Source organism: Micromonospora sp. WMMD714, from assembly GCF_029581315.1.
GTDB lineage: Bacteria > Actinomycetota > Actinomycetes > Mycobacteriales > Micromonosporaceae > Micromonospora > Micromonospora rifamycinica.
Genome location: NZ_CP120744.1, coordinates 6,207,599 through 6,221,299 on the forward strand (window position 1 = coordinate 6,207,599; position 13,701 = coordinate 6,221,299).

Here is a 13,701-nt window from a genome sequence, read left to right on the forward strand (position 1 = left end):
GGGCGGAGGACCCGTCCGGCGTAGCCCAGTCTGTGCCCCACCGCGCGGTCCGCGAACCCTCCCCACGGCCACGATCAGCCACGCCCGGTGGCCGGGGGCAGGTCGAGGACGTACGTGTCGCCGTCGGGGCGGAAGCCGAGCCGGTGGTAGTAGGGGGTGACCATGCCGGGCGGGCTGACCACCCGGCGGAACCCCCGGTCGGTGAAGAGGCTGCTGCGGCGGTAGACGAACTCGCCGGGGGTGAGGTCACGGAAGCGTGGGGTGACGTAGTCCAGGTCGATCTGGGCGGTCCCGCCCGGCTCGGCGTGCGACAGCACCACCCCCACCACCTCGTCGGCCCGCAGCACCAGGAACGCCGACCGGTCCGTGCCGGCCGGCGGTGGACGGAAGCCGGGGTTGAACCGGGCGATGTCGGCGGCGTGCACCCGTAGCGTGTGGGCCAGGAACTGGTCGTCGACGCCCACCTCGACGACCTGGTAGGTCTGCGCGTCGTGCCGGGTGGCCAGCATCGACCGCAGGTACCACACGTTGATCACGGCGAGCACCACGTTGAGGCCGACCATCGGCCAGACCTGCACGGCGGCGTTGTAGCCGATCAGGATCAGGCAGCCGACCAGGTTGAGGGCGCGCAGCCGCAGCAGGCGCGTCTGTAGCAGCGACCAGACCAGCAGCGCGGAGCCGGCCCAGCCGAGGAGTTCCAGCCAGTTCACCCCGCGAGACTAGTGCCCGCCCTGGTCAGCCGGGGCGGCGGGCAACTCCAGCAACCACTCCTCGACCTGCCGGCCCCGACCCTCGGCGTACCCCGAGTCCTCGCCGACGACGACGAAGCCGCACTTGCGCAGCACCGCCAGGGAGGCCCGGTTGTCCTTCGCGGCGCGGGCGCGCACCGGCCGCCGCGGCAGTTCGCGCAGCAGTGCCGACAACGCGGCGGTGGCGTATCCGCGCCCCCAGCGGCGCGGGTCGATCCAGTAGCTGACCTCGGTGTCCCCGCCCACCGGGAAGGCCGCCACCCGGCCGACCACCGCCCCGTCGACGACCACCGTGCGGTTCACGATCCGGGGGTCGGCGCGGATCCGCGCCCAGTGGGCGTCGAAGGCGGCCCGGTCGGTCGGGTCGGCCGGGCCGAAGGCGGCCATCCAGGCCGCCTCCGGGTCCTGCTCGTGGGCGAAGAAGTGCGGCAGGTCGTCGTCGCGCACCGGGCGCAGGCGCAGGTCGGCGGTCACCGCCGGAGGATACGCAGCCGGCGCCGCCGACCTCGGGACCTGTGGCCCGGACGGCGTACCGTCCGGCCCTGCCGGTGGCCCTCCGGGCGTTGCTACCAACGAGGGGACAGGCCCGACCGGCGACAGGAGGCAGCGCCATGACCGCGATCGTCAACCCGACCGGACCCGCTCCGCTCGGACCGCCGCCGGTGCCCCGTGCCCCGGTGGAGGCGACCGGGCCGACAGCGGCCGGACCGGTGGGGCCGGTGCTGCCGCTGCCGGGCCCGGCGGACGCCGCGCTGGTGCCGGTGACCCGCGACGGGCGGGCCGTGGGGGCGTTCGTGCTGGCCGACGGGCGGGTCCGGTACCGGGCGCTGCCCGCCCCGGACCGGGTGCTCGCCACAGCGGCCGGCGTCACCGTCGTCGCCCTGGTCACCGCCGGGGTGGCGGTGGTGGCGCGACGCCGGCCACCGGCGATCGGCACGGTCACCATGGGGCCGGGCGGCTGGGTCAGCCTGCGCGGTGCGCGGGTGCCCGCGCTGCGCCCGGCGACGCCCCGGCCGTGGTGGGCGCGGCTGCTGGGCGCCCAACGGCTCGTCGTCCGACGCTGACCGGCCGCCGGGGGTCTTTGGTCCCGGGCGGGGACGGTCCTGCGCCTCTGCCCGGGACGGCCCGCCCCGACGAGGCTGATGGTGCAGGAGCGACACCCCGGCGACCCAGGCCGCCGGACCCGACCAGCGCGGAAGGACCGATCATGACCGGCACCGCACATCCCGACCCGTGGCGCGGCTTCACCGGCGACGCCTGGCGCGACACCGTCGACGTGGCCGCCTTCGTCCGGGACAACCACGAGCCGTACACCGGGGACGCCTCGTTCCTCACCGGGCCGACCTGCCGCACCCTGGAGGTCTGGGGGACGCTGCGGGCGATGTTCGTCGAGGAGCGCCGCCGCGGCGTTTACGACGTCGACGCGGCCACCCCGTCCACCATCACCGCGCACGCCCCCGGGTACATCGACCGGGAGCGGGAGCTGATCGTCGGGTTGCAGACCGACGCGCCACTGCGTCGGGCGATCATGCCGGCCGGTGGGCTGCGGATGGTGGAGACCGCGTTGCAGGCGTACGGCTACGCCGCCGACCCGCAGGTGCACCGGATCTTCACCACGTACCGCAGGACGCACAACGACGCGGTGTTCGACGCGTACCCGTCCGACGTGCTCGCCGCGCGCCGCTCGCACGTCATCACCGGGCTGCCCGACGCGTACGGGCGGGGGCGGATCATCGGCGACTACCGGCGGGTGGCGCTCTACGGGGTGGACCGGCTGGTCGCCGAGCGGAGGGCGCTGAAGGCGGCGCTGGACGACCGGCCGTCGACCGACGAGGTGATCCGGGACCGGGAGGAGCTGGCCGAGCAGATCCGGGCGCTCGGTGAGCTGGCGCAGATGGCGGCGGGGTACGGCTACGACATCACCGGGCCGGCGACCACCGGCCGGGAGGCGGTCCAGTGGCTCTACTTCGCCTATCTGGCCGCCACCAAGGAGCAGAACGGCGCGGCGATGTCGCTGGGGCGTACCGCCGGGTTCGTCGACGTCTACCTGCGGCGGGACCTGGCCGAGGGGCGGCTGACCGAGATGGAGGCCCAGGAGCTGGTCGACGACTTCGTGATCAAGTTGCGGATCGTCCGGTTCCTGCGCACCCCCGAGTACGACCAGCTCTTCTCCGGCGACCCGACCTGGGTGACCGAGGCGCTGGGCGGGATGGGCGTCGACGGTCGGCCGCTGGTCACCCAGACCAGCTTCCGCTACCTGCAGACCCTCTACAACCTCGGCCCCGCGCCGGAGCCGAACCTGACCGTGCTCTGGTCGCCCCGGTTGCCGGTCGGGTTCAAGCGGTTCTGCGCCCAGGTGTCGCTGGACACCAGCGCCATCCAGTACGAGAACGACGACCTGATCCGGCCGGCGTACGACGACGACACCGCGATCGCCTGCTGCGTGTCGGCGATGCGGGTGGGCCGGGACATGCAGTTCTTCGGCGCGCGGGCCAACCTCGCCAAGGCACTGCTGTACGCGATCAACGGCGGGCGCGACGAGATCACCGGCGAGCAGGTCGCCCCGGCCACCGCCCCGGTCGGCGGGGAGACCCTCGACTACGCGGAGGTGCTGGCGGCGTACGAGCGCACCCTGGACTGGCTGGCCGAGACGTACGTGGACGCGCTGAACGTGATCCACCACCAGCACGACCGGTACGCCTACGAGCGGCTGGAGATGGCCCTGCACGACCACCCGGTGCGCCGGTTCATGGCCACCGGCATCGCCGGGCTGTCGGTGGCGGTGGACAGCCTCGCCGCGATCCGCTACGGCCGGGTCAAGGTGCTGCGCGACGACACCGGCCTGGCGATCGACTACGTGGTCGAGGGGGAACCGCCGACGTACGGCAACAACGACGAGCGGGCCGACGCGATCGCGGTGTGGCTGACCGAGACGTTCGCCGCGAAGCTACGCCGGCAGCGCACCTACCGCGACGCGGAGCTGACCATGTCGGTGCTGACCATCACCTCGAACGTGGTGTACGGCAGGCACACCGGCAACACCCCGGACGGCCGGCGGGCCGGTGAGCCGTTCGCCCCGGGCGCGAACCCGATGAACGGCCGGGACACCCACGGACTGGTGGCCGCCGCGCTGTCGGTGGCGAAGCTGCCGTACGACGCGGCCCGCGACGGCATCTCGCTGACCTCGACGGTGACCCCGGACGGGTTGGGCCACACCCGCGACGAGCGGATCGACAACCTGGCCGGCGTGCTGGACGGCTACACCGACGCCGGTGGCTTCCACCTCAACGTCAACGTGCTGGACCGGGCCACCCTGGTCGACGCGATGGCGCACCCGGAGCGCTACCCGCAGCTCACCGTGCGGGTCTCCGGGTACGCGGTGAACTTCGTCCGGCTCACCCGGGAGCAGCAGGAGGACGTGGTGTCCCGGACCTTCCACGGGTCGCTGTGAACGTCCGGCCCGAGCACGCCGTCGCCACCGCCACCGGGCGGGGCGACGGCGTGCCGACCGGGGCGGTGCACTCGTGGGACGTGTCGGTCGGGGTGGACGGGCCGGGCACCCGGTTCGTGGCCTTCCTCGCCGGCTGCCCGCTGCGCTGCCGGTACTGCCACAGCCCGGACACCTGGTACCGGCGCAGCGGCCGGCACCGCACGGCCGACGAGCTGCTGGCGGAGATCGAGCCGTACCGGCGGTTCATCGCGGTGGCCGGGGGCGGGGTGACGATCAGCGGCGGCGAGCCGTTGATGCAGCCCCGGTTCACCGGCGAGGTGCTGCGACGCTGCCACGACCTGGGCCTGCACACCGCGCTGGACACCTCGGGCTTCCTCGGCGTCCGCGCCGACGACGCTCTGCTCGACGCCACCGACCTGGTGCTGCTGGACGTCAAGTCGTGGGATCCGGCGACCTACCGGCGGGTCACCCGGACCGGGTCGGTGACCCCGACGCTGCGCTTCGGCCGCCGGCTCGCCGACCGGGGCATCCCGATCTGGGTACGGTTCGTGCTGGTGCCCGGCCTCACCGACGCCGAGGAGAACGTGGCAGGCGTCGCCGACTTCGCCGCCGGGCTGGCCACCGTGCAGCGGGTCGAGGTGCTGCCGTTCCACCGCCTCGGCGCGCACAAGTACGCCGAGCTGGGGCTGACCTTTCCGCTGGCCCGGACGGAACCGCCCGCCCCGGAGCTGGTGGCCCGGGTCCGGGGCCAGTTCGCCGCCCGCGGCCTGACCGTCACCTGACGACGCCGGCCACCGGACGAGCGGGGCTGCTCAGCCCTGCTCATCCTCGTCGGCTGACGGCTTGGGACGACGGTGCTCCCGGATGTACGCCTCCACGTCCGACCGCAGCCACACCGAGCCGACCGACAACGTCTGGAACGGGCGCGGAAAGTTCGGGTGCAGCGCGATGGCCCGGAACCGTGACCGGCTGACATTCAGCATCTTCAGGATTTCGCCTGCGGCGACGAGTGGCCCCGGCACCTCATCAGTCATGCCAGCAAGCTAGACGAGTGCGCGCCTGCCGTGGTGGCCCGGGTCCGGGGCCAGTTCGCCGCCCGCGGCCTGACTGTCACCTGACGACGCCGGCCACCGGACGAGCGGGGCTGCTCAGCCCTGCTCATCCTCGTCGGCTGACGGCTTGGGACGACGGTGCTCCCGGATGTACGCCTCCACGTCGGATCGCAGCCACACCGAGCCGCCGATCAGCTTCTGGAATGGCGCGGGGAACTTGGGCAGCAGGATGAGCTGCCGGAACCGTGACCTGCTCACGCCCAGCATCTGCTGAATCTCAGCCGCTCCGACGAGCGGACCCGGAACTTCTTCCTCGCCCATGACCCCGAAGGTATGCACAGTGCGTCCTACCCTTCAGGGCCTGCCCTACACAGCCCGGCTTGCAGGGCACTATTTTTTAAGGCCTGCCCTACAGGGCCTGCCCTAGTTGACAGGTTGGTCGCTGACGGTGTGGAATCGGTGACGCGGTGCCCCCGCCCTGGTGGAGCTGAGCTCGGCGGGGCGGGGTGCCGCGACGAGCCCGACACCCCCGGGAGGCGCAATGTGTGGACACCGCGCGGTGCCGTACCTGATCGAATTGGCCTGGCGCTGCCTGGACCAGCACCGCGACCGGCGGTGCGGGCGGTGCACCGAGACCGGCTTCTGCCCGGTGGCCGAGGCAGCCCGCACCCGGATCCGGGCGTGGCGCAGGTACCGCAGCGTGTTCGGTCGGCGATGAGCGCGCCCCGGCCCAGGGCGGGCGACCTGCTCCTGCTGACCCGGGCGGCCAGCGTCCAGTTCGTCAGGCCGGTCCGGTTTCGGGTGATCCGGGTGCTCGACTGGCCCACCTACGACGGCTGGGTCTGGCTCGACGGCTACCGGCTCGACGACAAGGGCGACGCGGTGGCCCGCCGGACGGTCTTCGTCCAGCCGGCCGGACTGGTCGTCGCCCCCCGCACCGCCCCGACGCCGGCGCAGCGGGCCGGGCCGCCGGGGGCGTCGACGCGGGCGCGGGTCAGCTCGCCGCCGAGGTCGGGTAGCCGTACAGGTCGAGCAGCCGCCCCCGGGACGCCTGGAGCCGGTCCACCACCACGCTCATGAACCGGGTGGTGAGCTGCCGGCCCAGGGCGTCGTCGGACTCCATCAGCCGACGTACCCCCTCGGCGGTGAACTCCACGGTGGTGGTCCGGCGGACGGCGACCGCACCGAACTGCCACCGGTACGGCGGGAACAGCCACGACCAGCCCAGCACCCCGCCCGGCCCGACCGACTCGATGCCCACGTCACCGCGCCCCGGCACCGGGAAGTCCAGCGCCACCTCACCGCCCCGGACCAGCCAGAACCGTTCCGCCGGCTGGCCGGTGCGGAACAGCCGGTGCCCGGGGTGCCAGACCACCGGCCGGGCGTACCCGGTCAGCCGGGGCAGCCACCGCGGCGGCAGCCCGGCGAGAAACGGGTGCTCGGTGAGCATCTCCAGGGGGGTCATCGGGGTGCCCTTCGTCCGCAAGCTCCTCGTCGGTCGTCCTCACCTCCATCACACTCCGGTCGGCGGCGACGCGGCAGGGCCGTTGGTCCCGGACCTGCGGGCGGCGGCACGCCCGGCATGCTCACCTGCCGGCGCGGACGGGCCGGCACGTCGACAATGGGCTGAGCCGACCCAGGGAGTGGTGATGAACCGACCGGTCGTGGTGGGGGTGGACGGCTCGCCGACCAGCCTGGCCGCCGCGGAGCAGGCCGCACACGCGGCGGTGCTGCGATCCGCGCCGCTGCACCTGGTGCACGGCTACCTGCACCCGCTCGGCTACGGCGTGCCGCTGAACCCGTACGACCTGGGGGTGCCGGCGCCGTCGGAGGAGGCGCAGGGGATGTTGGAGCGGACCGCCGCCGAGCTGACCGAGCGGTGGACGGGGCTGGCGGTGCAGGTGCGCCAGGTCGCCGGTGGGGCGGGCGCGACGCTGGTCGAGGAGTCCCGCCGGGCCGATCTGGTGGTGGTGGGCAGCCGGGGTCTCGGCGGTTTCGCCGGGCTGCTGCTCGGCTCGGTCGGCGCGCAGGTCGCCGCGCACGCGCACTGCCCGGTGCTGGTGGTCCGGCCGGAGGCGCAGCCGATCGCCCTGGACGGCCCGGTGCTGGTGGGCGTGGACGGCTCGCCGGCCGCCGGGGTGGCCGCCGACCAGGCCGCCGCCGAGGCCGTCCGGCGGGGCGTGCCGCTGGTGCTGGTGCACGTCGGCCCCGCCCCGCAGGACCGGGAGGTGCCGGACGAGGTGGCCGAGGGCGACGCCGCGTACCAGGCGCACGCGGTCCGGCTGCTCGCCGAGGTGTCCGCGGCGGTCCGCGCCGGCCACCCGGACGTGGTGCTGCGGGAGCATCCGGTCCGGGCGGTCGGGGTGGCGCAGGGCCTGATCGAGGCGAGCGGCACGGCGTCGGTGCTGGTGGTCGGCACCCGGGGCCGGGGCGGCTTCACCGGAATGCTGCTGGGCTCGGTCAGCCAGGCGGTGGTGCAGCACGCGCACTGCCCGGTGCTGGTGGCCCACCCGTACCGGTGAGGGTCAGCCCTCCCGGCCGCCGCCGAGGAGTTCGGCGAAGTCGGCGGTGAGGGCGAACGGGTCGGCCGGGCCGGTGGCCGGTGGCCGCCGGTCGACCTGCTCGGCCAGCTCCCGGCCGGCGCGGTCGATCCGGCCCCGCAGCGCGCCGTCGGCGGTGCCGCCGGACCAGTCCTCCGGCGCGGCGAAGACCGACGTCGGCAGCACCACCGCGCGCAGGTAGCCGAACATCGGCCGGACGGCGTGCTCCAGGGCCAGCGAGTGCCGGGCGGTGCCGCCGGTCGCGCCGATCAGCACCGGCCGGTCGACCAGCGCCCGGGCGTCCACCACGTCGAAGAAGGACTTGAACAGCCCGTTGTACGACGCGTTGAAGATCGGCGTGACGGCGACGATGCCGTCGGCTCCGGTCACCGCGTCGAGGGCGGCCCGCAGCTCGGTCGACGGGAAGCCGGTGAGCAGGTTGTTCACCACGTCGTGGGCGTGGTCGCGCAGCTCGACCACCCGCAGCTCCACCTCGTCGCCGCGCCGGACCAGCTCGTCGCGGGCCGCCGCGGCGAGCTGGTCGGCGAGCAGCCGGGTGGACGACGGCTGGCTCAGCCCCGCCGACACCACGGCCAGGGTGCGCCGGGTCACCGGGTTCCCTCCGCCCCGGCGGCGGCCAGGTCACCGGCGTCGCCCGCACCGGCCAGGTCACCGGCGTCACCCGTCGTGGCCGACGCGGCGGCGTCGCGGGCGGCGACCAGCGAGGCGTGGGTGGGCGCGACCGGCACGTGCGCCGGGCGCAGCGCGTCGAACTCCCTGCGCAGCACGGGTACGACCTCCTCGCCGAGCAGGTCCAGCTGCTCCAGCACCGTCTTCAGCGGCAGCCCCGCGTGGTCGAGCAGGAACAGCTGCCGCTGGTAGTCGCCGACGTACTCCCGGAAACCGAGGGTGCGGTCGATGACCTGCTGCGGGCTGCCCACGGTCAGCGGGGTCTCGCGGGTGAACTCCTCCAGCGACGGCCCGTGCCCGTAGACCGGCGCGTTGTCGAAGTACGGCCGGAACTCGCGCACCGCGTCCTGCGAGTTGCGCCGCATGAACACCTGCCCGCCGAGCCCGACGATGGCCTGCTCGGGCGAGCCGTGGCCGTAGTGGGCGAAGCGCTGCCGGTAGAGGCCGACCATCCGCTGGGTGTGCTCCTTGGGCCAGAAGATGTGGTTGGCGAAGAAGCCGTCACCGTAGAACGCGGCCTGCTCGGCGATCTCCGGGCTACGGATCGAGCCGTGCCAGACGAACGGCGGCACGTCGTCGAGCGGACGCGGGGTCGAGGTGAACGACTGCAACGGGGTACGGAACTTGCCCTGCCAGTCGACCACGTCCTCGCGCCACAGCCGGTGCAGCAGCTCGTAGTTCTCGATGGCGAGCCGGATGCCGTTGCGGATGTCCTGCCCGAACCACGGGTAGACCGGCCCGGTGTTGCCGCGCCCCATCATCAGGTCCACCCGGCCGTCGGCCAGGTGCTGGAGCATGGCGTAGTCCTCGGCGATCTTCACCGGGTCGTTGGTGGTGATCAGCGTGGTCGAGGTGGACAGCAGCAGCCGCTCGGTGCGGGCCGCGATGTGCCCCAGCATGGTGGTCGGCGAGGAGGGGACGAACGGGCGGTTGTGGTGCTCGCCGGTGGCGAAGACGTCCAGACCGACCTCTTCGGCCTTGAGGGCGATGGTCACCATCGCCTTGATCCGCTCGTGCTCGGTCGGCTCCCGTCCGGTGGTCGGGTCGACCGTGACATCGCCGACGGTGAAGACTCCGAACTGCATGACCAGCTCCTCGCGTCTGAGATCCCGGGCCTTTCGTGGTACCCGGACGTCGCGCACAACCTATTTGACGCGTCAACTATTCCTCCGCCGCCCGTGCCCGGGGTGGCCTCGGTCACCCCGGCGGCGTCGGCCCCGCCGGCCCCTCGCCCTCGCTCGGCACTCCGGAACCCGCCTGGTCCGACGCGGCAGGCGGCGGACCCTCGTGGGACGGAGCCGCCGACGGTGGGCCGGGGTACGGCTGGCCGTAGCGGGCCGGGTCGGCGGGCGGCCACGGCCGGGTCGGGGGTGGGGTCGGGCGGCGGCGGCCGAGCTGGACCGCCACCACGACGACCGCCGCCAGCACCAGCATCACCACCAGCGGGATGGCCACGCAGGCCACCCGGCCGACCAGCACTCCGGCGTCGTGTGCGTCCATCCCCGTTACCTCCACCCTCGCAATGAGCGCGAATGCTAACCAATTCCGCCCGCGACGGACGTCCCGCCTCGGGCTCCCCACGCCACGGCTCCCCACAGAACTGCGCCACCGGAGAACCCCGGCGGACCCGCAGGCCCGGGTCAGGCACGCCGTCGGGGCGTGTGCCGGCGGTAGGCGCTGACCGTCGGGTCGCCGGTGATCCAGAAGCGCCACGGCACGTCGTGCGCGGCGGCCACCCCGACCCGGGGGCCGGCGGAGACCTCCGCGCGGGTGACCGGGCGGGTCGGCGGGCTCAGCAGCAGCGGGCCGCTCCCGTCGAGCACGCAGGTGCCGTTCGCCGACGCGGTGACGCCGAGCGCGACGGCCAGCCGGGCCGGCCCCCGGGCCAGGTCCCGGTCGGCGACGTCCCCCCGGCGCTCGCGGGCCGCCGGCAGGCCGGCGACCACCTCCCCGGCCCGCAGCAGGACAGCCGCCGCCTCCCCCTCCCGACCACAGACGATGTTGAGACACCAGTGCATGCCGAACACGAAGTACGTGTAGGCGTGCCCCGCCGGGCCGAACATCACGGCAGTCCGGGGCGTGGGTCCACGGTGGGCGTGCGACGCCGGGTCCTCGCCGGTCCCGGCGTACGCTTCGACCTCGGTCAGTCTGATCCGGACGCCGCCGGCGGCGAGTTCCCAGCCGAGCAGCGTCCGCGCCGTCTCGGCCACCTCGGCGGCCGGGGCACGCAACCACGGGTAGTCCACCGGTCCAGGTAACGCCCTACGACAAAGATCGGCAAACCGACAGCGACATGCCGGACGGCCGGAGTCGGGGTCTGCCAGGGTTTAAACGTTCCGTTGACAACGGAACGTTGTTGCCCTGGAATGGTGTCATGACCGACGCCTTCAGCGCACCCGACGCGGCCCGAGCCCGAGCTGAGCGGACCTACGCCGCGCTACACCGGATCAGCACGCGGCACGCCGACACCGACGCACGACGGCGGCGGCACACCAATCCGTACCTGGCCGACCCGTGGGAGGCCGTCTCGGTGGTCACCGCGCTCGCCGCCGGCGGGACGAAGCGCGACGACGACGAGGAGCCCGTCGACGACGCGGACCTCACCGCTGCGCTGACCCTCCTGCCGCACCTGCGCGCCGAACTCGACACCCTGGAGGCGGGACTGCTGACGATGGCCCGCGCCCGCGGACTGACCTGGCAGGCCATTGCGTTCGGGCTCGGCCTGGGCAGCGCCCAAGCGGCCAAGCAACGCTACGAACGTCTGGCCGCCCGCACCGCCTGACCCGGGGTCCGCCGGGGCGTGGTCACCGTTCCCGGACGCCGGCGACCAACCGCCCCGCCACCGTTGCGATCCGCTACCGAGAGTAGTCAGCAAACCGCCACCCGCCCCCCACCATCGACGCTTTGCTCTGCTGACCTCGACGCGACAGGCACTCAGTGTCATGGCCGCAGCGCCGAGTCACCACCCACCTCTCCGACGTTCTTCCTGTTCGGCGTCGTGGTGCGGGGAGGGCAGCAGAGCAAAGGCAGAAAGGGTGCGGTGGTGGTCACGGCAGAGACATTGCTCTGTGTAACGACAGATGTTCGCTCACCCACCGCAACCAGCGGCGCGACGGGGGCAGCACCGGCGGGAACAGCACCGGCATCGATCGGGCCGGTCGGGCCGCGCCACAGGCACCGCCACCCTCGGTCGACCGGCCGGAGCGGTCCGGTTCGGGAAGACTGGGGCCACCACCACCGCATCGGGAGGACGCGATGACGCGCGAGGAGATGCTGGCGTACTGCCTCGGCAAGCCGGGTGCCTGGCTGGACCGGCCCTGGGAGGGCGACGAGGTGGTGAAGGTGGGCAGCCGGATCTTCGCGTTCCTCGGCGCGCCCGACGGCACCGCCCGGGTCGGCGTCAAGTGTGGGCCGACCCGGGAGATCGCCGACGAGTGGCTGCACCGGTTCCCCGCCGACGCCCGGCCGATGCCCTACGTCGGCCGCTCCGGCTGGAACGCGCTCGACCTGGGCGGCGACATTCCCGACGACGAACTGGTCGAGGCGGTCGACGGCTCCTACCAGGCGGTGGTGGCGAAGCTCCCCCGCCGCGAGCGCCCCGCCTGAACGCCGGCCGCCGCGGAGACCGGCCGGACCACGCCGGGTCGTCCGTGCCCTGCAGCAGGGGCGACGGACGACCGGCGCGGGTCAGGTCAGCGGGGGACCACCCGCTCGGCGGCCCACTCCCGCCAGCCGGTGAGCTGGTCGGACGCGGCGGCGAGCTGGTCGGCGACCGGGCCGGGGCCGGTGGAGCCGGGGGTGATCCGGGCGGCCAGCGCCGACCGGACCGACAGCACGTCACGCACCGACGGGTCGAGGTGCTCGCTGACCGCCGCCAGGTCGGCGTCGGAGACCTCGTCGAGGGCGCAGTCGCGGGCCGCGCAGAGCGCCACCAGCTTGCCGGTGATCTCGTGTGCGTCGCGGAACGGCACGTTACGCCGGACCAGCCAGTCGGCGACCTCGGTGGCGAGCGAGAAGCCCACCGGGGCGGCGGCGACCAGGCGGTCCACCCGGACGGTCATCGTGGAGATCATCCCGGCCAGGGCCGGGAGCAGCAGCTCCAGGGTGTCCACCGCGTCGAAGGCCGGCTCCTTGTCCTCCTGCATGTCCCGGTCGTAGGCCATCGGCAGGCCCTTGAGCATGGTGAGCACGCTCATCAGCCCGCCCACCAGCCGGCCGGACTTGCCCCGGGCCAGCTCGGCGATGTCCGCGTTCTTCTTCTGCGGCATGATCGACGATCCGGTGGCGAAGGCGTCGTCCAGCTCGACCCAGCCGAACTCGTGCGAGGTCCAGAGCACCACCTCCTCACCGAGGCGGGACAGGTGCACCCCCACCAGCGCGGTGACGAAGAGGAACTCGGCGACGAAGTCCCGGTCGGCGACCGCGTCCATCGAGTTGGCGAACGAGGTGCGGAACCCCAGCTCCTTGGAGACGGCCACCGGGTCCAACGGCAGCCCGGAACCGGCCAGCGCCCCCGCGCCGAGCGGGCTGATCGCCGTCCGGTGGTCCCAGTCGCGCAGCCGCTCCAGGTCCCGCAGCAGCGGCTGGACGTGGGCCAGCAGCCAGTGCCCGAAGGTGACCGGCTGGGCGTGCTGGAGGTGGGTCATCCCCGGCGCGGCCGTGTCGACGTGCCGCTCCGCCTGCTCGACCAGGGCCTCGGCCAGCTCGACCAGCCGGGCGGCCACCCCCCGGGCGTGGTCACGCAGATAGAGCCGCAGGTCGGTGGCGACCTGGTCGTTGCGCGACCGGCCGGCCCGCAGCTTGCCGCCGAGGCTGCCGAGCCGCTCCAGCAGACCCCGCTCCAGCGCGGTGTGCACGTCCTCGTCGTCGATGGTGGGGCGGAACTGCCCGGACGCGCAGGCGGCCTCCAGGTCGTCCAGCGCGGCCAGCATCCGCCCCAGCTCGTCGGGGTCGAGCAGCCCCGCGCCGGCCAGCACCCGGGCGTGCGCCCGGGAACCGGCGATGTCGTACGGGGCGAGACGCCAGTCGAACTGGACGCTCACCGACAGCCGCGCGAGAGCCTCGGCGGGACCGCCGGCGAACCGGCCACCCCACAGACTCGTCCGGTTCGTCGCGGCGCTGTTCTCGGTCAGGCTCTTGTCGTCCACGGCGTTCATTCTGGCAGTGCTCACCTTTCGTTCCCCGACTGCGGGGTTCGGTACCGGACCGTTCCTCGTGCC

At 73.7% G+C, this 13,701-nt stretch carries 18 protein-coding genes; 8 read left to right on the top strand and 10 right to left on the bottom strand.

All coding sequences use genetic code 11. The features are described 5' to 3' along the window. Window positions 1–74: 74 nt before the first annotated feature. On the bottom strand, window positions 75–710 hold the full coding sequence (locus O7625_RS26380; protein ID WP_282342456.1) for a hypothetical protein: 636 nt from the start codon (window positions 708–710) through the stop codon (window positions 75–77). Between the two features lie 9 nt (window positions 711–719). Then, window positions 720–1,223 carry a GNAT family N-acetyltransferase gene (locus tag O7625_RS26385; RefSeq protein ID WP_282342458.1) on the bottom strand — a complete coding sequence of 168 codons (504 nt, stop codon included), beginning with the start codon at window positions 1,221–1,223 and terminating at the stop codon, window positions 720–722. Between the two features lie 137 nt (window positions 1,224–1,360). Between O7625_RS26385 and O7625_RS26390 the strand changes: the two genes are divergently transcribed. From O7625_RS26390 to pflA, 3 genes are all read left to right on the top strand, one after another. Beyond that, window positions 1,361–1,813, top strand: coding sequence for a hypothetical protein (locus O7625_RS26390; protein ID WP_282342460.1), 453 nt, complete (start codon window positions 1,361–1,363; stop codon window positions 1,811–1,813). Window positions 1,814–1,956: 143 nt separating this feature from the next. Further along, on the top strand, window positions 1,957–4,200 hold the full coding sequence (pflB, locus tag O7625_RS26395) for a formate C-acetyltransferase (RefSeq protein WP_282342461.1): 2,244 nt from the start codon (window positions 1,957–1,959) through the stop codon (window positions 4,198–4,200). Continuing rightward, window positions 4,197–4,982 (top strand): pyruvate formate-lyase-activating protein, encoded by a 786-nt coding sequence (pflA, locus tag O7625_RS26400; RefSeq protein ID WP_282342463.1) that lies wholly within the window; start codon window positions 4,197–4,199, stop codon window positions 4,980–4,982. The genes pflB and pflA overlap by 4 nt, the downstream gene beginning before the upstream one ends. Before the next feature lie 30 nt (window positions 4,983–5,012). Here pflA and O7625_RS26405 read toward each other — a convergent pair whose 3' ends face one another. Further along, window positions 5,013–5,234, bottom strand: coding sequence for a hypothetical protein (locus O7625_RS26405; RefSeq protein WP_282342465.1), 222 nt, complete (start codon window positions 5,232–5,234; stop codon window positions 5,013–5,015). 114 nt (window positions 5,235–5,348) lie between these two features. Beyond that, entirely contained in the window at window positions 5,349–5,573 is a 225-nt protein-coding gene (locus O7625_RS26410) for a hypothetical protein (protein WP_282342467.1), read from the bottom strand. Window positions 5,574–5,793: 220 nt separating this feature from the next. Between O7625_RS26410 and O7625_RS26415 the strand changes: the two genes are divergently transcribed. After that, the gene (locus O7625_RS26415) at window positions 5,794–5,970 is read left to right on the top strand and encodes a hypothetical protein (RefSeq protein ID WP_282347151.1); all 177 of its coding nucleotides are present in this window, start codon (window positions 5,794–5,796) and stop codon (window positions 5,968–5,970) included. Then, on the top strand, window positions 5,967–6,332 hold the full coding sequence (locus O7625_RS26420; RefSeq protein WP_282347097.1) for a hypothetical protein: 366 nt from the start codon (window positions 5,967–5,969) through the stop codon (window positions 6,330–6,332). Before O7625_RS26415 ends, O7625_RS26420 begins: the two co-directional genes overlap by 4 nt. Here the strand turns inward: O7625_RS26420 and O7625_RS26425 are convergent. After that, window positions 6,247–6,717 carry a cyclic nucleotide-binding domain-containing protein gene (locus O7625_RS26425; protein ID WP_282342469.1) on the bottom strand — a complete coding sequence of 157 codons (471 nt, stop codon included), beginning with the start codon at window positions 6,715–6,717 and terminating at the stop codon, window positions 6,247–6,249. The two genes, O7625_RS26420 and O7625_RS26425, sit on opposite strands and share 86 nt — an antisense overlap. A gap of 178 nt (window positions 6,718–6,895) precedes the next feature. On the opposite strand from O7625_RS26425, the gene O7625_RS26430 reads away from it, so the two are divergent. Next, entirely contained in the window at window positions 6,896–7,774 is an 879-nt protein-coding gene (locus tag O7625_RS26430) for a universal stress protein (RefSeq protein WP_282342471.1), read from the top strand. Between the two features lie 3 nt (window positions 7,775–7,777). Here O7625_RS26430 and O7625_RS26435 read toward each other — a convergent pair whose 3' ends face one another. From O7625_RS26435 to O7625_RS26450, 4 genes are all read right to left on the bottom strand, one after another. Next, on the bottom strand, window positions 7,778–8,404 hold the full coding sequence (locus O7625_RS26435) for an FMN reductase (RefSeq protein WP_282342473.1): 627 nt from the start codon (window positions 8,402–8,404) through the stop codon (window positions 7,778–7,780). Beyond that, the gene (locus tag O7625_RS26440; protein ID WP_282342475.1) at window positions 8,401–9,567 is read right to left on the bottom strand and encodes an LLM class flavin-dependent oxidoreductase; all 1,167 of its coding nucleotides are present in this window, start codon (window positions 9,565–9,567) and stop codon (window positions 8,401–8,403) included. The genes O7625_RS26435 and O7625_RS26440 overlap by 4 nt, the downstream gene beginning before the upstream one ends. 112 nt (window positions 9,568–9,679) lie before the next feature. Next, entirely contained in the window at window positions 9,680–9,982 is a 303-nt protein-coding gene (locus O7625_RS26445) for a hypothetical protein (protein WP_282342477.1), read from the bottom strand. 140 nt (window positions 9,983–10,122) lie between these two features. Then, a complete protein-coding gene (locus tag O7625_RS26450) occupies window positions 10,123–10,728 on the bottom strand; it encodes a DNA-3-methyladenine glycosylase (protein WP_282342479.1) in 606 nt (201 codons plus the stop codon). A 128-nt stretch (window positions 10,729–10,856) separates the two neighbouring features. Here O7625_RS26450 and O7625_RS26455 point away from each other — a divergent pair, with 128 nt between their 5' ends. Together O7625_RS26455 and O7625_RS26460 are read left to right on the top strand one after the other, a co-directional pair. Then, window positions 10,857–11,264: a DNA-binding protein gene (locus O7625_RS26455; RefSeq protein WP_282342480.1), complete on the top strand. Its 408-nt coding sequence runs from the start codon at window positions 10,857–10,859 to the stop codon at window positions 11,262–11,264. 473 nt (window positions 11,265–11,737) lie between these two features. Beyond that, window positions 11,738–12,088 carry an MmcQ/YjbR family DNA-binding protein gene (locus O7625_RS26460; RefSeq protein ID WP_282342482.1) on the top strand — a complete coding sequence of 117 codons (351 nt, stop codon included), beginning with the start codon at window positions 11,738–11,740 and terminating at the stop codon, window positions 12,086–12,088. Between the two features lie 86 nt (window positions 12,089–12,174). On the opposite strand, the gene argH is transcribed toward O7625_RS26460, so the two are convergent. Continuing rightward, on the bottom strand, window positions 12,175–13,638 hold the full coding sequence (gene argH, locus O7625_RS26465) for an argininosuccinate lyase (RefSeq protein WP_067305182.1): 1,464 nt from the start codon (window positions 13,636–13,638) through the stop codon (window positions 12,175–12,177). Between the last annotated feature and the right edge of the window lie 63 nt (window positions 13,639–13,701).